17 protein-coding genes are annotated in these 17,606 nt (G+C 67.4%); 8 read left to right on the top strand and 9 right to left on the bottom strand.

The features are described 5' to 3' along the window. Window positions 1-235: 235 nt before the first annotated feature. Entirely contained in the window at window positions 236-1,759 is a 1,524-nt protein-coding gene (locus tag R9J51_RS03780) for a fumarate hydratase (protein WP_179505908.1), read from the bottom strand. A gap of 168 nt (window positions 1,760-1,927) precedes the next feature. Between R9J51_RS03780 and R9J51_RS03775 the strand changes: the two genes are divergently transcribed. Genes R9J51_RS03775 through R9J51_RS03760 form a run of 4 tightly spaced genes read left to right on the top strand, consistent with a single transcriptional unit; the run spans window position 1,928 to window position 4,996 of the window. Then, a complete protein-coding gene (locus tag R9J51_RS03775; protein ID WP_246866060.1) occupies window positions 1,928-2,527 on the top strand; it encodes a protein-L-isoaspartate O-methyltransferase family protein in 600 nt (199 codons plus the stop codon). A gap of 5 nt (window positions 2,528-2,532) precedes the next feature. Continuing rightward, on the top strand, window positions 2,533-3,996 hold the full coding sequence (locus R9J51_RS03770; RefSeq protein ID WP_168555777.1) for a TolC family outer membrane protein: 1,464 nt from the start codon (window positions 2,533-2,535) through the stop codon (window positions 3,994-3,996). Between the two features lie 44 nt (window positions 3,997-4,040). After that, window positions 4,041-4,616, top strand: coding sequence for a DUF2497 domain-containing protein (locus R9J51_RS03765; RefSeq protein ID WP_179505907.1), 576 nt, complete (start codon window positions 4,041-4,043; stop codon window positions 4,614-4,616). Next, entirely contained in the window at window positions 4,616-4,996 is a 381-nt protein-coding gene (locus R9J51_RS03760; RefSeq protein WP_168555775.1) for a (2Fe-2S) ferredoxin domain-containing protein, read from the top strand. Before R9J51_RS03765 ends, R9J51_RS03760 begins: the two co-directional genes overlap by 1 nt. A gap of 110 nt (window positions 4,997-5,106) precedes the next feature. Here R9J51_RS03760 and R9J51_RS03755 read toward each other — a convergent pair whose 3' ends face one another. The 4 genes from R9J51_RS03755 to R9J51_RS03740 form a co-directional block, all read right to left on the bottom strand. Beyond that, window positions 5,107-6,507, bottom strand: coding sequence for a sodium:solute symporter family transporter (locus R9J51_RS03755; RefSeq protein ID WP_179505906.1), 1,401 nt, complete (start codon window positions 6,505-6,507; stop codon window positions 5,107-5,109). Then, window positions 6,504-6,683 carry a hypothetical protein gene (locus R9J51_RS03750; RefSeq protein WP_168555773.1) on the bottom strand — a complete coding sequence of 60 codons (180 nt, stop codon included), beginning with the start codon at window positions 6,681-6,683 and terminating at the stop codon, window positions 6,504-6,506. The genes R9J51_RS03755 and R9J51_RS03750 overlap by 4 nt, the downstream gene beginning before the upstream one ends. A 5-nt stretch (window positions 6,684-6,688) precedes the next feature. Continuing rightward, complete coding sequence (locus R9J51_RS03745) at window positions 6,689-7,834, bottom strand: P1 family peptidase (RefSeq protein ID WP_179505905.1); 1,146 nt, start codon at window positions 7,832-7,834, stop codon at window positions 6,689-6,691. A 67-nt stretch (window positions 7,835-7,901) separates the two neighbouring features. Then, window positions 7,902-8,201: a hypothetical protein gene (locus tag R9J51_RS03740; RefSeq protein ID WP_168555771.1), complete on the bottom strand. Its 300-nt coding sequence runs from the start codon at window positions 8,199-8,201 to the stop codon at window positions 7,902-7,904. Between the two features lie 116 nt (window positions 8,202-8,317). On the opposite strand from R9J51_RS03740, the gene R9J51_RS03735 reads away from it, so the two are divergent. Continuing rightward, window positions 8,318-8,749 (top strand): CBS domain-containing protein, encoded by a 432-nt coding sequence (locus R9J51_RS03735; RefSeq protein ID WP_168555770.1) that lies wholly within the window; start codon window positions 8,318-8,320, stop codon window positions 8,747-8,749. Between the two features lie 136 nt (window positions 8,750-8,885). Here R9J51_RS03735 and R9J51_RS03730 read toward each other — a convergent pair whose 3' ends face one another. Then, entirely contained in the window at window positions 8,886-9,596 is a 711-nt protein-coding gene (locus R9J51_RS03730; protein WP_168555769.1) for a cell cycle transcriptional regulator TrcR, read from the bottom strand. Window positions 9,597-9,755: 159 nt separating this feature from the next. Further along, entirely contained in the window at window positions 9,756-10,757 is a 1,002-nt protein-coding gene (locus R9J51_RS03725; protein WP_179505904.1) for an NAD(P)H-quinone oxidoreductase, read from the bottom strand. A 100-nt stretch (window positions 10,758-10,857) separates the two neighbouring features. Here R9J51_RS03725 and R9J51_RS03720 point away from each other — a divergent pair, with 100 nt between their 5' ends. Next, complete coding sequence (locus tag R9J51_RS03720; RefSeq protein WP_168555767.1) at window positions 10,858-11,121, top strand: DUF1192 family protein; 264 nt, start codon at window positions 10,858-10,860, stop codon at window positions 11,119-11,121. A 239-nt stretch (window positions 11,122-11,360) separates the two neighbouring features. Continuing rightward, on the top strand, window positions 11,361-13,718 hold the full coding sequence (clpA, locus tag R9J51_RS03715; RefSeq protein ID WP_168555766.1) for an ATP-dependent Clp protease ATP-binding subunit ClpA: 2,358 nt from the start codon (window positions 11,361-11,363) through the stop codon (window positions 13,716-13,718). Between the two features lie 115 nt (window positions 13,719-13,833). Here clpA and R9J51_RS03710 read toward each other — a convergent pair whose 3' ends face one another. Together R9J51_RS03710 and R9J51_RS03705 are read right to left on the bottom strand one after the other, a co-directional pair. After that, window positions 13,834-14,790 (bottom strand): 2-hydroxyacid dehydrogenase, encoded by a 957-nt coding sequence (locus tag R9J51_RS03710; RefSeq protein WP_179505903.1) that lies wholly within the window; start codon window positions 14,788-14,790, stop codon window positions 13,834-13,836. Window positions 14,791-14,840: 50 nt separating this feature from the next. Beyond that, window positions 14,841-15,848, bottom strand: coding sequence for a DUF3667 domain-containing protein (locus tag R9J51_RS03705; protein ID WP_179505902.1), 1,008 nt, complete (start codon window positions 15,846-15,848; stop codon window positions 14,841-14,843). A 136-nt stretch (window positions 15,849-15,984) separates the two neighbouring features. Here R9J51_RS03705 and R9J51_RS03700 point away from each other — a divergent pair, with 136 nt between their 5' ends. After that, window positions 15,985-17,568 (top strand): M23 family metallopeptidase, encoded by a 1,584-nt coding sequence (locus tag R9J51_RS03700; protein ID WP_432787817.1) that lies wholly within the window; start codon window positions 15,985-15,987, stop codon window positions 17,566-17,568. Window positions 17,569-17,606: the final 38 nt, after the last annotated feature.

The raw sequence follows: 17,606 nt of genomic DNA, 5'->3' as shown, positions 1-17,606 counted from the left end.
TCGGTCCGCGCGTGAGAGGCCATGGCGTTTGGTAGGCGAGGCCCGGGCCGGAAGCCAGTGCGGCGGTCGAGATGGGTGGGCGGTTGGTCGAACCTGGCGTTGCTGAAGGGTTCCACCACCCCCCGGCCCCCTCCTCTGAAGAGGAGGGGGAGTCAAGGTACTGATTTCAAAGCCCCATCCTCTTTAGAGGAGGGGGTTTGGGGGTGGTGCGAAGCCTAGCACAAGACTGCTAACCTCAAGCCGGCAGCAGGCCTTCGTCGGCGATCTTCTTCTTCCACACCAGCGGGGCGAGCTGGTGCACGTTCTGCCCTTCGCTATCGACGGCGACCGTCACCGGCATGTCTTCCACGGTGAATTCATAGATCGCTTCCATGCCCAGATCTTCGAAACCGACGACCTTGGCTTCCTTGATCGCGCGGGCGACAAGGTAGGCTGCGCCACCCACGGCCATGAGATAGGCCGACTTGTGGTTGGCGATCGACTGCGTGGCCGCCGGGCCGCGTTCGGCCTTGCCTACGCAGGCAAGCAGGCCCTGGTCCAGCATCATGTCCATGAACTTGTCCATGCGCGTGGCGGTGGTCGGGCCGGCCGGGCCGACCACTTCGTCGCGCACCGGATCGACCGGGCCGACGTAATAGATCACGCGGCCCTTGAATTCGACCGGCAGTTCCTCGCCTTTGGCCAGCATGTCCTGGATGCGCTTGTGCGCGGCGTCGCGGCCGGTGAGCATCTTGCCGTTGAGCAACAGGCGATCGCCCTGCTTCCAGCTTTGGACGTCTTGCGCCGTCAGCGTGTCGAGGTTGACGCGCTTGGCCGCTGCGTCGGGCGCCCAGTGCACCTGCGGCCATTCGTCGAGCTTGGGCCGTTCGAGATAGCTGGGACCGCTGCCATCGAGGGTGAAATGCGCGTGGCGGGTGGCGGCGCAGTTGGGGATCATCGCCACCGGCTTGCCCGCGGCGTGGCACGGCGCATCCATGATCTTGACGTCGAGGATGGTGGAAAGCCCGCCCAGGCCCTGCGCGCCGATGCCCAGCGCGTTGACCTTGTCGAAGATTTCGATGCGCAGGCGCTCGATATCGGTCTGGGGCCCGCGCAGCTTGAGCTGGGCCATGTCGATCGGCTCCATCAGCGCTTTCTTGGCCAGCAGCACGCAGTGTTCGGCCGTGCCGCCGATGCCGATGCCCAGCATGCCCGGCGGGCACCAGCCGGCGCCCATCTGCGGCAGCATTTCCAGCACCCAGTCCACGATCGAATCGCTGGGATTCATCATCTTGAACTTGGACTTGTTCTCGCTGCCACCGCCCTTGGCCGCGACATCGACCGTGATCGTGTTGCCCTTGACCATCTCGACGTGGAGCACGCAGGGCGTGTTGTCGCGCGTGTTGCGGCGGGTGAACGCCGGATCGGCCAGGACCGAGGCGCGCAGCTTGTTGTCGGCATTGAGATAGGCGCGGCGCACGCCTTCATCGACCACGTCCTGCAGGGACTTGTCGGATTCCAGGCGGCAATCCTGGCCCCATTCGATGAACACGTTGACGATGCCGGTGTCCTGGCAGATCGGCCGGTGGCCTTCGGCGCACATGCGGCTGTTGGTCAGGATCTGGGCGATGGCGTCCTTGGCGGCGGGGCCTTGTTCGGCCTCGTAAGCGTCGCCCAAAGCGCGGATGTAATCCATCGGGTGGAAGTAGCTGATGTATTGCAGCGCATCGGCCACGCTTTCGACCAGATCCGCTTCCCGGATCGTCACCATTTCCGCCATCGCAATTTCGCTCCTGCTACAGCATTCTGCCAATGTCCCTTACGCGCCGATCAACAGCATGCAAGACGCTTGGCGCAAGGCGGGCAATATTCTAGAGACGCTGGCGACCCATGGCGTGTGCGCTTGCGAAGGCTGGCCCACGCACCCGGAACTTGATGAGGAACACCGATGAGCGTGGCAGTAGCTGAGGCAGCAGAGACGGGAATGGTGCGCGAGCGCAAGGCCATGATCGAAAGCCAGCTGCGCGTGAGCGGCGTGAACGATCCGGCCGTGCTGGCCGCCTTTGCCGCCGTGCCGCGCGAGGATTTCGTGCCGGCGGATCGCCGCCCCGTGGCCTATATGGACCGCGCCGTGCCGCTCGGCGATGGCACCGTGCTGGCCCCCGCGCTCACCCACGGGCAGATGCTGATCGCCGCGGTTCCCGTTGCCGGTGAACGCGCGCTGGTGGTGGGCAAGCCCGGCACCTATCTGGCCGCGCTGCTGCGCGAACTGGGCCTGGTGGTCACCGTGGCAAGCCCGGCCGACGACCTGGCCGCGCTGGGCCAGTTCGCGCTGGTCCTGGTCGACGGTGCGATCGAGCAGACGACGCCGGCACTGGAAGCCGCCGTGGCCGACGATGGCCGCCTGGTGACCGGCCTGGTCGAACGCCGCGTGACGCGGCTGGCACTGGGCCGCAAGACCGCCGGCCAGGTGGTCCTGGCCGCGCTGGGCGATGCCGACTTTGCCGTGCTGCCCGAATTTGCCGCCCCCAAGGGCTGGAGCTTCTGAAACCCATGACCGAGCGGAGCCGGTGGCGCGCGGCAGCGGCCGGAACCTGCCTGGCGGCAATGCTCGCCACGCACGGTGCCCCGGCCCTGGCGGATGATCTGCGCAGCGCGCTTACGGCGGCCTATCAGACCAACCCGGATCTGCAGGCGGCGCGCGACAACTTGCGCGCCACCGACGAAAACGTGCCGATCGCCCGCGCCTCGGCCCTGCCCTCGCTTTCGGGCAGCGTCAGCTACAACGAATATGTCGACAAGGGCGGCTCTTACTTTTCCACGAGCTATCCCGACCGGGTGGTGGGCCTGGGCGCCACTGCCGGCCTGCCGCTCTATCGCGGCGGGGCGGTAAAATACGGCATTCGCGCCGCCGAAACACGGGTGGATGCGGGCCGCGCCAGCCTGCGCGGCACCGAATCGAGCGTGTTCACGAGCACGGTCACGTCGTACATGGACGTGATCCGCGACGCCGCGATCGTGGGTCTGCAGAAGAACAACGTGCAGGTTCTGGAAGTCAACCTTCAGGCCACCAGCGACCGGTTCGAAATCGGCGACGTGACCCGCACCGACGTGGCGCAGTCGCGCTCGCGCCTGGCGCTGGCGCGGGCCAGCCTGCGTTCGGCCGAAGCCAACCTGGTGGCCAGCCGCGAAACCTATGTGCGGGTCATCGGCCATGTGCCCGGCACGCTGGAAGCGCCGCCGCCGCTGGTGGGCATGCCCGCCAGCGTGGAAGACGCGGTGGACTATGCGCTGGACAACAACCCCGACCTGATCGCCGCGCGCGAGGCCAGCAAGGCAGCCGGCTATGACGTGAAAGTGGCCGGCGCCAGCCGCCTGCCCACCGTTTCGGCCAGTGCATCGACCAACAGCACCAATTACCTGAGCAGTTATCTGCCCGGCGTGCCCAATTCCTATCGCAACATGGTGGCGGGCCTGACCGCCTCGATCCCGCTGTTCCAGGGCGGCGCCCCGGCAGCCCGCGTGCGCCAGGCCCAAGCCTCGCAAGGCGCGACGATGGAGCAGGAAATCGGCACCGAGCGCGCGGTGATCGCCACGGTGCGATCGGCCTGGTCAGCCTGGCTGGCGGCCAAGGAAGTGATCGCGCTCAACCAGACGGCAGTGGATGCCGCGGCGCTGAGCCTTGAAGGCGTGCGCGCGGAAAACACCGTGGGCAACCGCACGATCCTCAACATCCTCGACGCCGAGCAGGAATTGCTCAACGCCCAGGTGCAACTGGTGACGGCAAAGCGCAACGAATACGTGGCCGGCTTTGCCCTGCTTTCGGCGATGGGCAAGGCCCAGGCCAAGGATCTCGGGCTGGACGGCGGCACGCTCTATGATCCGCAGGCGAACTATGAACGCGTGCACAACCGCATCTGGGACTGGGACAGCGATCCGCAGCCCACGGCGCACGCAACCGCCACGGTTGACACCCCTGCCCAGGATGCGACAATCCCGGATCAGCCGCTGCCCTGACCGGGCGGTTTGCGGCAACGTATTGCAGAACTTGGGGGATTAGAATGCGCCAGGCCGGTGAACCTTCGGTCGAGGAAATTCTCGAATCGATCAAGAAGGTGATCGCCCGTGACACGCGGGGCGAGGCACCAGCCGCGCAGGCCCCGCGTGCGCCGATGTCTGCCGCGGCGGCGGCTGCCGCCATTGCCCCCGCGCTTCAGGCCCAGGCCGGGCGCGAAGGCACCGCAGCCCCGCGCGCTGCCGCCAATCCCGCGATCGCGATGAATCGCGCCGCCAGCCCGGCCGACGTGCTGGACCTGACCGACGTGGCCGCGCAGATCATGGGCGAGTATCGCAAGCCGGCGGCCGAAGCCGAAGCGCCGGCCGGCGAGGACGACGAGGAAGCGCTGGTGCCGCAGGAAGCGGCCGCATCGATGCGCGATTCGCTGGCGGCGCTGGCCATGCTGGCCCAGCCCGGCGCCCAGCCGCAGATCGTGCGGTCGGGCGAAACCTCGCTGGAAGGCATGGTGCGCGACATGCTGCGCCCGATGCTGGCGCAATGGCTGGAACGCAACCTGCCGGTGATGGTGGAAAAGATGGTCGCCGCCGAAATCGCCCGCATTGCCGGCAAGCGCGGCTGATGGGCGAAAAGACGCGCGCGAAAGACATTGCCGAGGCAGAAGGCACGCTGGCCAAGCTGGGCGGCTTTGCCACGCAGCGGCACATCTTCATCTGCGCCGATTCCGACAAGGACAAATGCTGTTCGCACAAGGAAAGCGACGCAGCCTGGTCTTTCCTCAAGAAGCGGTTGGGCGAACTCAAGCTGGGCGGCGGGCAAGGCGTGCTGCGCAGCAAGGTGGGCTGCCTGCGCGTGTGTGCGGCAGGGCCGGTGGCCGTGGTCTATCCCGAAGGGGTCTGGTATCATTCCTGCACCCCGCCGGTGCTGGAACGGATTATCCAGGAACACGTGATCGGCGGCGTGCCGGTGGCGGAATACCGCCTCAACCCACCCGGTTCCTGATCGAGGGCGTTGCGCGGGCGCCCTTCGACAAGCACGGGGCGAACGGGGAATGGCTCAGCCCCTTGTTCTGAAATCCGTTCGGGCTGCGCCTGTCGAAGCCCCCGCGCGTTCTATCGCAGCAAGGCGAGCACGCTCTGCCCATCACGGCGCGGCCAAGCCCAAGTGCAGAGCGCGAGGACCAGGGCGTTGAGGACAAGGCCGATCAGGCCGGGATTGATCCCGCCCAGGCTCCAGCCGGTAAAGCGCGCAGCAAGGATGAACACCGCTGCAACGGCGATGCCGGCGATGACGCCGCGCGCGCCGGCGCGGCCGGTCCACAGCGCCGCCAGGAAGCCGGGCAGGGTCTGGACGATGCCGAAATAGAACACGGTGTTGAGCGTGGCGAGCAGCGGCACCTGGGCCAGCGCGCCGGCGGCAGACAGCGCGATGAACAGTGCGGTGATGGCCTTGGCCCAGCCCTGCTGCGCCGCGCCATCCAGGCCGGGCACCAGATTGCGCGTGATCAGCGGGGCGATGGCCAGGCACACGCTGGAAAGAATGACGAGGCCGGCCAGCACCACCGCCGCCATGACCACGCCCATGGCCCAGCCGGGCAGGAGATGCTGCGCGGCGGCCAGGAACACGAAATCGGGCTTGTCGAGCGGCAACCCGATCTGTCGCACGAACACGGCCACGGCCATGAGCAGCGGAAACATCACCATGTAGAGCGGCGCGGCGGCTTGGGCGCGGACGATGGCTTGGGGGCCACGCGCGGCGAACAGGAACGCCCAGTTCTGCGGGATCATAGCAAAGCCCAGCGCCTGAACCGCAATGGTGCTAAGCGCAAAGGGCAAGCCCACCGGCACTTGCGGGGCCACGACCACTTGCGGCGCCGGCCCTGCCGGCCCCTGAAGCGCCGGCCAGTGCACCAGCGCCAAAGCGCCGACCAGCAGGATCGTGCCGAGCATCAGCGCATCTTTGAGCACTGCCACGAACGCCGCCGCCCGCAAGCCGGCCAGCGCGACATAGGCAAAAGTGACAAGGCCCGCGCCGGCCAGCAACAGCGGCATGGGTGCCGCCGGCGCCAGCGCGCCCAGCACCAGGCGGATGCCGGCAAACTGCATCGTGCCGATCGGCAGCAGCAGCGCCATCGCCCCCACCGCAATCACGCGTTCGAGCAGGCGGCTGCCGAAGTGGGCGGCGAAGAAATCGGGAATGGTGACGGCGCCATAAAGGTTGCCCGCCCGCCAGATCCACGGGCCTAGCACCGCCAGCACCGGCGCGGCGAGCAGGATATAGCCGAAGAACCACACCACGAAGCCTTCGCCCCCGGCATAGACCCCGCCGGGAAACCCCAGCATCGTGGCGATCGAATAGGTTTCCCCCACGCTGAGGAAAAAGAACAGGATCGCACCCAGTTGCCCGCCGGCCACGAAGAACGCGCGCGGGCCGGCGGCATGGGCCGCCCCCCGCCGCGCCCACAGCGCAACGGCCAGCGACAGGGCCATCACGGCCAGGAACGCCGCGATCATGGCAGCACGCCCCGTTGGCGCCACCACAGCCAGGCGCTGGTCAGCGGCGCGCAGGCAAACAGCGCCCAGATTCGCGCGCCGATGCCCAGGAATACGCCCGGCCCATGCGGCACGGCCAGCACCGCCAGCAGGACCAGCGCCACCGGCACCGCCAAGGTGAGCAGCGCGCGCGCCATCGCCTTCACTTTTGCGGCTGGGTGGACGCAAGGGCAGACCAGGTGGGCACGGCCCAGCCGGCCGGCGCGCTGGCCGCATGCACCCCGCGCGCAATGGCGCGGGCCAGGGTATCGGCGGCCACGGCCCCCACAGTCAGCACGGCCAGGTCGCGCGGGCCCGACACGGCGATCCGCCCGGTGCACAGCGCGAACACGACATCGCCATCGAACGGCGTGTGCACAGGGCGAGTCGCCCGCGCCAGGCCGTCCTGGGCCATGATCGCCACGCGCTTCATCTCGTCTGCCGTCAGATCGAGGTCGGTGGCGACGCAGGCGATCGTGGTGTTTTCGCGCGGGGCGGGCAGCTTGGTGCCGCCCCATTGTTCGGGCCCCACGCGCGCCGCAATCGGGCCCAGGCCGCCGAATTCATCGCCCATTTCAAAGGCACCCGCCCAGAAATGGTGCGTGCCGGGCACCAGCGTGGACCCCAGCGCATTGACCGCGACGATCGCGCCCACGGTGACGCCATCGTGGGTGCGCGTGGAGGCAGACCCCAGCCCGCCCTTGAGCGCCCCGGCCATGGCGCCATAGCCCGCGCCGCTGGTGCCCAGCGCGAAATCAGAGCCGGCGGCCGCCAGCGCGGCAATGCCCAGGTCGCGATAGGGCGGCTCGGTGCCCCAGCGCTTGTTGCCGCCATTGCCCAGGTCATAGAGAATCGCGGCCGGCACGATCGGCGAGACCGGCACGCCCTGGCTGGCCAGCCCGCCATAGCCGATGCCCCGCGCGCCCAGGTGCGCCGCCACGCCATCGGCCGCCGCCAGGCCCCACGACGATCCGCCCGAAAGCACCACGGCGTTGCAGGCATGGACCAGGTTGTGGCTTTCCAGGGCATCGCTTTCCCGCGTGCCGGGGCCGCCGCCGCGCACGTCGATCGCGGCGGTGCTGAGCTTGTTGGCCAGGATCACCGTGGTGCCGGTGCGCACGGCGGCATCGTGCGCGCAGCCCACGGTGATACCGGCCACATCGGTGATCAGGTTGCGCGGGCCGGTGCGGCCGCCCTGGCCGCTGGGCACAGGCTGGCTGGACCGGGGGCCGGCGGCCACCGCCCTTGCGCCGCCGAGCGCCAGCGGCGCGGCGATTCCCGTGGAAGCAAGCACTTGGCGGCGGTTCATCGGGGCACTCCGGGCTGGACAGAATGCGTCCAGTTGCCGCGTGGGCCGCCGCGCGGCAAGGTGATTTTCAGGTGTCGTCCCAGTGCGAGCTGTCGAGCCGGTCCTCGATGCTTTCATCGTGGCCCGTGCCGCTGGACAGGAACACCAGGCCCATCAGCGCGGCCATCAGCATCATCGTGATCCCCACCCCCAGCGAAGTGGCGATATAAAGGTGGATCGAGACAAGGCCCAGGCCCGCATAGAGCCAGGCATCGACCGCCACGATGACCACCAGCGTGGCCAGGCCCATCCAGCGCATCAACCAGCGATAGCGCGCCCAGGCATGCGCCGCGGTGTATGGGTCATCCAGAGGAGACCGGTTGGCCATCGTCATTTCTCCCAAGCAGCCATGCCTACAGGAAGGCCCTTGCCGCGCAACCGGAACGTGGCATGATCGCAGGTGGAGGCGGGACCAACTGCCCCAAGGGGAAGAGGAGACAACCGATGACCATTGCACGGTTGATGGCCGGACGTTCCGGCGAAGTCTGGTCTGTCCATTCGCAAGACACGGTGGCCGATGCCGTCGAGATTCTCAGCCGGCACAGAATCGGTGCCCTGCCGGTCCACGACGGCGACAGTGCCGTCGCCGGGATCTTTTCCGAACGCGACGTGATTCGCGCGCTGACGGCGCATGGCGAAGATGCGCTGCGCCTGCCGGTGAGCGCGGTGATGACGGCCCCGGTGGTGACCGTCACGCCAGAGACATCGGTGATGGAGGCCCTGGCCTTGATGACCCGGCGCCGGTTCCGCCACCTGCCCGTGCTGGAAGACGGGCGCATGGTGGGCTTCATCTCGATCGGCGACCTGGTGAAATACCGGATCGACCGGATCGAGGCCGAAGCCGACGCGATGCGGGTCTATATCCAGTCCGCCTGAGCGGGCTTTGGGCATGAAAAACCCCTCCCGCTTGCGGGAGGGGCTTGGGGAGGGCGTATTGGCCCGGCCCTTTTTCCCGACGCGCCCTTCCCCGGCCCCTCCCGCAGGCGAGAGGGGGGGAAGAAGGGCTTGGGACTTAGCTGTCGGAGATGCCTTCGGCGCGGCGCGCTTCGAGCCAGGCCATGGCTTCGGCGTGCTGGGCGGCTTCCGAAGCGGCCTTGGACTGGGCCTCGCGCTGGGCGCGCAGTTCCTCGATCAGGGCGTCGCGATCCGAACCCAGGCGATCGGTCACCGCGCCTTCGTCCTCGGCCGGCACGCCGGCGCGCTTGGACGCCTTGCTTACCAGCATGTCCAGCTCGCGCTGCGAGCACAGGCCCAGGGTCACCGGGTCCTTGGGATTGATGTTGGCGATGTTCCAGTGGCTGCGATCGCGAATCGCGGCGATGGTGGTGCGCGTGGTGCCGATCAGCTTGCCGATCTGCGCGTCGGAAATTTCCGGGTGGTGGCGCAGGATCCAGGCGATGCCGTCGGGCTTGTCCTGGCGCTTGGACACCGGCGTATAGCGCGGGCCCTTGGTGCGGCTGACGGCCAGCGGTGCGCGCTGCATCTTGAGGCGGTATTCGGGATGCTCTTGCCCGCGATCGATTTCGCTCTGGCTCAGTTCGCCCGAATGCAGCGGGTTGCGGCCCGTATACTTGGCGCCGGCCAGATCGTCGGCCATGGCCTGCACTTCAAGGATATGCAGCCCGCAGAACTCGGCAATCTGTTCGAACGTCAGTGCCGTATTGTCGACAAGCCACGAAGCAGTGGCATGCGGCATCAGCGGATACGTGGGCTGGTTGCTCACGGCATGGTCCTCTTTTTTTCGTGCGCGATTGGCTGTGTGAGTGGCGCGGAAACAATAAGGGCCGCCCCTTCACGGAGCGGCCACTTGCCTGGGAAGATGTAAGCGAGCATGGCCCAAACGGCAAGAGCAATCCGCGCAGGCACCGTATTTGCGCCCGAATCAGGGCATTTTCAGCACGATCTTGCCGATGTGGTGGCCCGCTTCCATCCGCGCGTGGGCAGCAGCGGCCTGATCGAGCGGAAAGGCCTGGTCCATGATCGGGCGCAGCTTGCCCTCGCCCACCAACGGCCAGACCGTTTCCAGGATCTCTCCGGCAAGCAGCGCCTTGAACGTGACGGACTGTGCCCGCAGGGTGGACCCGGTGAGCGTGAGGCGCCGGGTCATGACTTGCGCCATGTTGATCTGCGCCTTGGCCCCGCCCTGCACCGCGATGGTCACGTGGCGGCCATCGGGCGCCAGGCATTGCAGGTTGCGCGCCACATAGTCGCCAGCGACCATGTCGAGCACCAGGTTGACGCCTTGGCCGCCGGTGATTGCCTTGACTTCTTCGACAAAATCGCTGGCCTTGTAGTCGATCGCGTGGGTGGCGCCGATCGCCAGCGCGGCCTGGCACTTTTCCGCGCCCCCGCAGGTGACGATCACGGTGAGCCCGAACAGCTTGCCCAGCATGATCGCCATGCTGCCGATCCCGCTGGTGCCACCGTGGACCAGGATCGTCTCGCCCTCGCAGGCCCAGCCGCGTTCGAACACGTTGTGCCACACGGTGAACAGCGTTTCGGGCAGGGCCGCAGCCTGATCAAGCGGCAGGGATTCGGGCACGGGCAGGCAATGCCCGGCCTCTGCCAGGCAATATTGCGCATAGCCACCGCCCGAAACCAGCGCGCAGACATTCTGGCCGAGCAAGGGGATGGTCACGCCTTCACCGAGCGCCACCACCTGGCCGGCGATTTCGAGGCCGGGGATCGGCGAGGCGCCGGGGGGCGGCGGATAGGAACCCTGGCGCTGGATCACATCGGGGCGGTTGACGCCGGCATAGGCCACCTTGACCAGCACCTGCCCCGGGCCCGGGCGCGGCACGGGCAGCGTTTCGGGGCGGAGCACCTCCGGCCCGCCATGCCCGTCAAACCCCACTGCCGTCATCGTCACCGGAAGTTCCAGCATCTGCTGCCCCATGTTTTGACGTCATTTGCCTATAAGAGCGTCGCTCTAGCCATGGGACAGGTTGACAGCAAGCGTTTGCCGTCCAACATTGTGCAGTGCGATGGACGCAGATGACCTTCCGCGCCGCAAGGGCGACCTGGCCGGGCAACTGGCCGCCGAACCACTCGATTCGCTTTCGGTGGACGAGTTGAGCGCGCGCATCGCCCTGCTTGAAGCCGAGATCGCCCGGACGGCGCGCCATCGTGAAACCGCGGGGCGCACTCGCGCAGCGGCAGAGGCGCTGTTCGGTACTTCCCGTCCCGCCCTTGCTCCTTCTGGCCCGCCTCCTTCCGGCCCGCCCCCTTCCGGCGAAACTGGACGATGAGCGCCGCCGCCCTTCACCTTGCGGGGCGGCATCCCCATATAGCTGTTCAGCCCCCAGGAACGCGTCCGTTTGCCGGTTTTGGCAAGCGGTTGCGCAAATCATCGATTGAAGCATCCGTGGCGACCGCCCAACCTGGTTCGGCGGCGGTTAACCAACCCCGTGCTTTTCTCCCGCAAGGGAACCATCCCGTGGCGGAATACTTCCGTCATGGCCAAGAGTGAGCCCCAGAAAGCGAGCCTATGCCCAGTTTCGCCCAGAGCCTCGAAAAGACGTTGCACAGCGCCCTGGCCAATGCCTCGGAGCGCAGTCATGAATACGCGACGCTCGAACATCTCCTGCTTGCCCTGATCGACGATGCAGACGCGGCGCAGGTGATGCAGGCCTGCGGCGTGGATCTTGGCGATCTGGGCGACGTGGTACGCCAGTACCTCGACCAGGAATACCAATCCCTCAAGACCGCGGAAAAGGCCGATCCCCAGCCCACCGCCGGGTTCCAGCGCGTGATCCAGCGCGCGATCCTGCATGTCCAGTCTTCCGGCAAGGACACCGTGACCGGCGCCAACGTGCTGGTTGCGCTGTTTTCCGAGCGCGATTCCTATGCCGTCTATTTCCTGCAGCAGCAGGACATGAGCCGCTTGGATGCCGTGAGCTATATCAGCCACGGCATCGGCAAGGGCGGCCGCCAGGTCAATTCCAGCACGGCCAAGCCGAGCGAGGAAGAGACCCCCAAGCAGGAAGAAAAGGCCGAGGCCAAGGGCGGCAACAAGAAGGATTCCGCGCTCGACCAGTTCTGCGTCAACCTCAACGACAAGGCGCTTTCGGGCAAGGTCGATCCGCTGATCGGCCGCGGCCCCGAAGTGGACCGCACGATCCAGATTCTGTGCCGCCGCTCCAAGAACAACCCGCTTTATGTGGGTGATCCGGGCGTGGGCAAGACCGCCATCGCCGAAGGCCTGGCGCGCAAGATCGTGGAAGGCGAAGTGCCCGAGGTGCTGGCCAAGGCGGTGATCTATTCGCTCGACATGGGCAGCCTGCTCGCGGGCACGCGCTATCGCGGCGATTTCGAGGAACGCCTCAAGCAGGTCGTGTCCGAACTGGAAAAGATGCCGCACGCGATCCTGTTCATCGACGAGATCCACACCGTGATCGGCGCCGGCGCCACCAGCGGCGGGGCGATGGACGCATCGAACCTCCTGAAGCCCGCGCTTTCGGGCGGGACGATCCGCTGCATCGGTTCGACCACCTACAAGGAGTTCCGCAACCACTTCGAAAAGGACCGCGCCCTGCTGCGCCGGTTCCAGAAGATCGACGTGAACGAACCCACCGTGGAAGACACGATCAAGATCCTCAAGGGCCTGCGCACGGCGTTCGAGGAGCATCACAAGGTCAAGTACACGCCCGAGGCGATCAAGACCGCGGTGGAGCTTTCCGCGCGCTATATCAACGACCGCAAGCTGCCCGACAAGGCGATCGACGTGATCGACGAAGTGGGTGCGATGCAGATGCTGGTGCCGCCGTCCAAGCGCAAGAAGACCATCACCGCGCGCGAGATCGAGGCCGTGATCGCGACGATGGCGCGCATCCCGCCCAAGTCGGTGAGCAGCGACGACAAGAAGGTGCTGGAGCATCTGGAGCGTGACTTGAAGCGCCTGGTGTTTGGCCAGGACAAGGCGATCGAAGTGCTGTCGAGCGCCATGAAGCTGAGCCGCGCCGGCCTGCGCGACCCGGACAAGCCGATCGGTTCGTTCCTGTTCTCCGGCCCGACCGGCGTGGGCAAGACCGAAGTGGCGCGCAGCCTCGCCCAGATCATGGGCATTCCGCTGCAGCGCTTCGACATGTCGGAATATATGGAGCGCCATTCGGTCAGCCGCCTGATCGGTGCCCCTCCGGGCTATGTCGGGTTCGACCAGGGCGGTCTGCTGACCGATGCCATCGACCAGCAACCGCATTGCGTGCTGCTGCTGGATGAAATCGAGAAGGCTCACCCCGATCTGTTCAACATCCTGCTGCAGGTGATGGACAACGGGCGCCTGACCGATCACCACGGCAAGACGGTGGATTTCCGCAATGTGGTCCTGATCATGACCACCAATGCCGGCGCATCGGACATGGCCAAGCAGGGCATAGGGTTCGGCGACGTGTCCAAGCAGGACGCGGGCGACGAAGCGGTAAAGAACCTGTTCACGCCGGAATTCCGCAACCGCCTGGATGCCATCGTGCCGTTCGGCTACCTGCCGCCCGAAGTTGTCAGCCGCGTGGTGGACAAGTTCGTGCTGCAGCTGGAACTCCAGCTGGCCGAGCAGAACGTGCACATCCAGTTCGACGGCGATGCCCGCGCCTGGCTGGCCACGCGCGGCTATGACCGGCTCTATGGCGCGCGGCCGATGGCGCGCCTGATCCAGGAAAAGGTCAAGAAGCCGCTGGCCGAGGAGCTGCTGTTCGGCAAGCTGGCCAATGGCGGGGAAGTGCATGTCAGCCTGAAGGACGATGCGCTGAGCTTTGAATTGACCCCGGCCGCGCCCAAGCTGGTCAAGAAGAAGGCCGGCAAGCGCAAGGCGAGCGACGCAGCCAGCGAGCCCAACGCCGACGAAGCCTGATGGCGTGACAAACGAAAGGGGCGGGAGAGGGATGCCTCTCCCGCCTTTTTTGTGCCTGCTCTTCCGTCATCCGGACTTGTTCCGGGATGACGAGATGGGCTGTTGAACCACCCGTTCAGTATCCCGTGCTGCGATCCACCAGCCCGACCAGCGGCTCTCCGGCGCGCCATCGCGCGATATTGGCGGCAATGGCGCGTGCCGCCGAATGCGGATCGGTGGGTGCCGCAACATGCGGCGTGATCGTGACGTCATCCCGCCGCCACAGCGGATCGCTGGCCGGCAGCGGTTCGGTGGTGAAGACATCGAGCACGGCATGGCCGATCTGCCCGGCATCGAGCGCGGCGAGCAGATCGGGCACCACCACGTGGCCGCCCCGCCCCGCGTTCACCAGGCCGGCGCCGCGCGGCATGCGGGCAAAGGCCCCGGCCCCCAGCAGCCCATGCGTTTGCGCCGTCAGCGGCAGCAGGTTGACGAGAATCTGAGCCGCGCCCAGCACGTTCGCCAGCCCTTGCGCGCCGCTGGCCATGGCGACGCCCGGCAACGGGGCGCGCGGGCGGCGGCTCCAGCCGATGACGTCAAACCCGGTTCGGGCGAGCAAGGCAGCGCTTGCCCGGCCCATTTCACCCATGCCCAGCACGCCCACGCGACGCTCTGCCATGCGCGGCTGGGCCAGCGGCTGCCAGGCGCCACGGGCCTGCTGCGCGCGATAGGCCGGCATCTGGCGGTGCAAAGCCATGACATGGCCAAGCACCGCCTCGGCCATGTCGGCCGCCAGTTGCGGATCGACCAGCCGCGCCAGGGGCACGGGCGGCAGCGCAGGATCGGCGAGCAACCCATCCACCCCGGCCCAGGCGCTTTGCACCAGGCGCAGCGCGGGCAGGCGCGCGAGGCGGCCGGGCGGTGGATTGGCGACGATGGCCACCGTCACGCCGGCCAGGACCTCCGTTGCCGGGGCAGAGGCGGCGTCGCCCGTCCAGGTGAGTATCGCCTCGCCAGGCAGGCTGGCGCGCAGCGCATCGGCCCAGCGGCCCAGCTCTTCCGTATCGAGATCGGCAAGAAACAGGATCGACACCAATCATCACCTCGGCAGCGGCATGGCGCGTTCCACGTGGAACAAGCGGATCATTCCGCGCCGGTCTGCGCCAGAATCACCGCCGCGAACAGCAGCAGCGCGAGCAACGCAAAGACCAGCAGCGCCGCCGTGCGCCACAACGCTCCCCACCGGCCACACCCATAGGCGCCGCGCACTTGGCGATAGATGTGCAACGGCGGCACGACGGTCGCTACCACGGCAACGCCCGGCAGCCCCAGCCAATCGGCCAGCATCAGCACCACCAGCAGCAGAGTCATGAACGAAAGCGAATACGTGACGAAAACGGTGTGGTCGTACAGCTGGAACCGCCGGCTGAACGGAAACAGCAGCCACAGCATGGGCACCGAGATCGGGATCAGCACCCAGCTGTATTTGTAGGCATAGGATTGCAGCTTGTAGAACGCGAGGCCGGGATTGGCGCGGAACGCAGCGATCACGTGGGCGAGCTGCGGGATATCGCTGGTCACGCGCGGGCCGGCGCCCGTGCTGTCCGGCCCGCTGACGCTGGCGATCAAGTCCAGCGCGGTCTTTTGCGAATCGATCTGTTCGTCGATGCTTTCGGTGCTGCGGTGCTGGCGCACCAGATCGGCCCGCTGCGCCTCCAGCCGGGAAAGGGTGCGCTGTGCCTCTGCCTTGCCCTGCGCCAGGCTCTTGCCATCGGTGCCCACAGCGGGATTCCAGTGCCATTCCCCGCTGACCTGGTGGAACACGGCAAACATCAGGAACACGCTGAACAGGAACAGCGCCAGAGGCGAAACAAAGCGCACGCGCTGCCCGTCGGCATAGCGGCGGGTGAGTTCGCCCGGCTGCCACGCCAGCAGCGGCAGCGTGTGCCAGATGCGCCCTTCGAAGTGGAAAACGCCGTGGAGAAGATCGTGGAAAAAAGCGCCCAGCGTGCGGTGCACGTGCGCCGCCTGGCCACAGGCGTGGCAGTGGCTGCCGACCAGCGGCGTGGCGCAATTGAGGCAGGCAGTTTCGTGCGTATGGCCATCTTCCCCAATCGGAAAGGCGCCAACCGCAAGGGCAGTGTCCGGCATCGATCGATTTCCCCGTTCGTTACCGCAGATTGCGGCCTTCGCGCGCCATCCGCAAGACCCGGCGTCCCACTTTACGGGGCGTTAACCGTCATGCGGCAGGGAGGACAAAGGGGTTTTACGAAGGGATCATCCGGGCGTGCACGGCCCACGCGAGACATTCGGCAGCTTTGGCACCGGCATGGGTGGCGGCGGATTCGCGCGCGCTGGCGGCTTTGGCACGCGGCGCACGCCGATCATCGCCCCAACGCCCCCCGCGCCGCCGGCCGCACCCCTGCCCGACTGGCGCCAATCCCACCATCCCGTGGCACGGCGCTGGCTGGCGGCCTGCCTGCGTATGGAACGCGCCGCGGCACGCTGGCTGCATGTGCACGACCTGGCGCAGGATATCGGCAGCCGCCGCTGGCTGCATGGCGCCGCCACCTGCGCAACGCTGGCCGCCGCCGCCCTGGCACTATGGCCCAGCTTTGCCCCGCTGCAGGCCGCACCGCTGCAGGCGCTGGACGATGGCATGGCACAGGAATTTGCCGCGCAAGGTATTCGCCCGCTGGCCCAAGGCGCTGGCAATGGCCGCCATTTCGCCGCGACGTCGCTGATCACCCATCTCGCCGCCGCGCCCGAGCGGCCGAGCATCACCATGACCGCCACGCTGGGCGAGAACGACAGCCTGGCGCGCATGCTGCAACGATCCGGCCTGGCGATGAGCGATGCGGCGCAGGCCGCCAGCCTGATCGCCCGCGCCGTTCCGCCTGAACAACTGGCGCCGGGCACGCGCTTCCAGATGACGCTGGGCGCCCATGCCGGGCCGCTCGATCCCCGCCCGCTCGACCGGCTGAGCGTGCGCGCGCGGTTCGACCTGGCGATCGACATCGTGCGCCAGGGCGGCAGCCTTGCCCTGCGCCAGCGCGCGATCCCGGTGGATACCACGCCGATGCGCCTGACCGGCATAGTCGGCAGCAGCCTCTATCGTTCGGCCCGCGCCGCCGGCGCCAGCCCGCAGGCCGTGCAGGACTATCTGCGCACGATCGACACCGTGCTGCCGTTCGAGGACATTGCCCCCACCGACGAATTCGACCTGGTGGTATCCTACAAGCGCGCCGCCGACGGCGAAGGGCAGATGGGCGACTTGCTCTATGCCGGGGTGCGGCGCGGCGGGCAGCCGCGCGCGCAATTGCTGCGCTGGGGCAACCAGGGCGAATTCATGAGCCCCGAAGCGATGAAGGGCACGACCCAGGGCGACGGTTCGGGCCTGCTCGCCGCACCCGTGGACGGGCACGTGACATCGGGCTTTGGCTGGCGGCGCCATCCCATCCTGGGCTATGTGCGCCTGCATGCTGGCATCGATTTCGGCGCGGCCTGGGGCGCACCGATCCACGCGGTCAGCGATGGCACCGTCACTTTTGCCGGCTGGCATGGCGGGCATGGCGAATATGTGCGGCTGGACCACGGCGGGGGCATCGGCACCGGCTATGGCCACATGAGCCGCATTGCCGTGTCACCGGGCACCCACGTGGTGCGCGGGCAAGTGATCGGCTATGTCGGTTCCACCGGGCTTTCGACCGGGCCGCACCTGCACTACGAACTCTATCGCGGTGGGCAGGTGGTCGATCCCTCCTCGATCAGCATGATCGCCCGCACGCGCAGCGTCGATCCGGCGCAACTGGCGGCCTATCGCGCCCGCCTCAACGCCTTCATGGCGCTGCGGCCAGGCCCGGCGCGCTGACCCCCGGCACCGGTCGTTGGCGACCGGTCGAACTGGCG

The sequence above is a fragment of the Novosphingobium rhizosphaerae genome, assembly GCF_050920675.1.
Lineage (GTDB): Bacteria > Pseudomonadota > Alphaproteobacteria > Sphingomonadales > Sphingomonadaceae > Novosphingobium > Novosphingobium rhizosphaerae.
The sequence above is the reverse complement of the archived record's forward strand: the minus strand, read 5'-3'. Positions and strand labels throughout refer to the sequence as shown.

What these genes read in the sequence shown, in the direction of transcription:
- R9J51_RS03745 (WP_179505905.1), bottom strand. Translation starts at nt 7,834, where the DNA reads ATGAACCGCCGCCAAGTGCTTGCTTCCACGGGAATCGCCGCGCCGCTG.
- clpA (WP_168555766.1), top strand. Translation starts at nt 11,361, where the DNA reads ATGCCCAGTTTCGCCCAGAGCCTCGAAAAGACGTTGCACAGCGCCCTG.
- R9J51_RS03765 (WP_179505907.1), top strand. Translation starts at nt 4,041, where the DNA reads ATGCGCCAGGCCGGTGAACCTTCGGTCGAGGAAATTCTCGAATCGATC.
- R9J51_RS03775 (WP_246866060.1), top strand. Translation starts at nt 1,928, where the DNA reads ATGAGCGTGGCAGTAGCTGAGGCAGCAGAGACGGGAATGGTGCGCGAG.
- R9J51_RS03740 (WP_168555771.1), bottom strand. Translation starts at nt 8,201, where the DNA reads ATGGCCAACCGGTCTCCTCTGGATGACCCATACACCGCGGCGCATGCC.
- R9J51_RS03720 (WP_168555767.1), top strand. Translation starts at nt 10,858, where the DNA reads ATGGACGCAGATGACCTTCCGCGCCGCAAGGGCGACCTGGCCGGGCAA.
- R9J51_RS03780 (WP_179505908.1), bottom strand. Translation starts at nt 1,759, where the DNA reads ATGGCGGAAATGGTGACGATCCGGGAAGCGGATCTGGTCGAAAGCGTG.
- R9J51_RS03725 (WP_179505904.1), bottom strand. Translation starts at nt 10,757, where the DNA reads ATGCTGGAACTTCCGGTGACGATGACGGCAGTGGGGTTTGACGGGCAT.
- R9J51_RS03735 (WP_168555770.1), top strand. Translation starts at nt 8,318, where the DNA reads ATGACCATTGCACGGTTGATGGCCGGACGTTCCGGCGAAGTCTGGTCT.
- R9J51_RS03705 (WP_179505902.1), bottom strand. Translation starts at nt 15,848, where the DNA reads ATGCCGGACACTGCCCTTGCGGTTGGCGCCTTTCCGATTGGGGAAGAT.
- R9J51_RS03750 (WP_168555773.1), bottom strand. Translation starts at nt 6,683, where the DNA reads ATGGCGCGCGCGCTGCTCACCTTGGCGGTGCCGGTGGCGCTGGTCCTG.
- R9J51_RS03770 (WP_168555777.1), top strand. Translation starts at nt 2,533, where the DNA reads ATGACCGAGCGGAGCCGGTGGCGCGCGGCAGCGGCCGGAACCTGCCTG.
- R9J51_RS03760 (WP_168555775.1), top strand. Translation starts at nt 4,616, where the DNA reads ATGGGCGAAAAGACGCGCGCGAAAGACATTGCCGAGGCAGAAGGCACG.
- R9J51_RS03755 (WP_179505906.1), bottom strand. Translation starts at nt 6,507, where the DNA reads ATGATCGCGGCGTTCCTGGCCGTGATGGCCCTGTCGCTGGCCGTTGCG.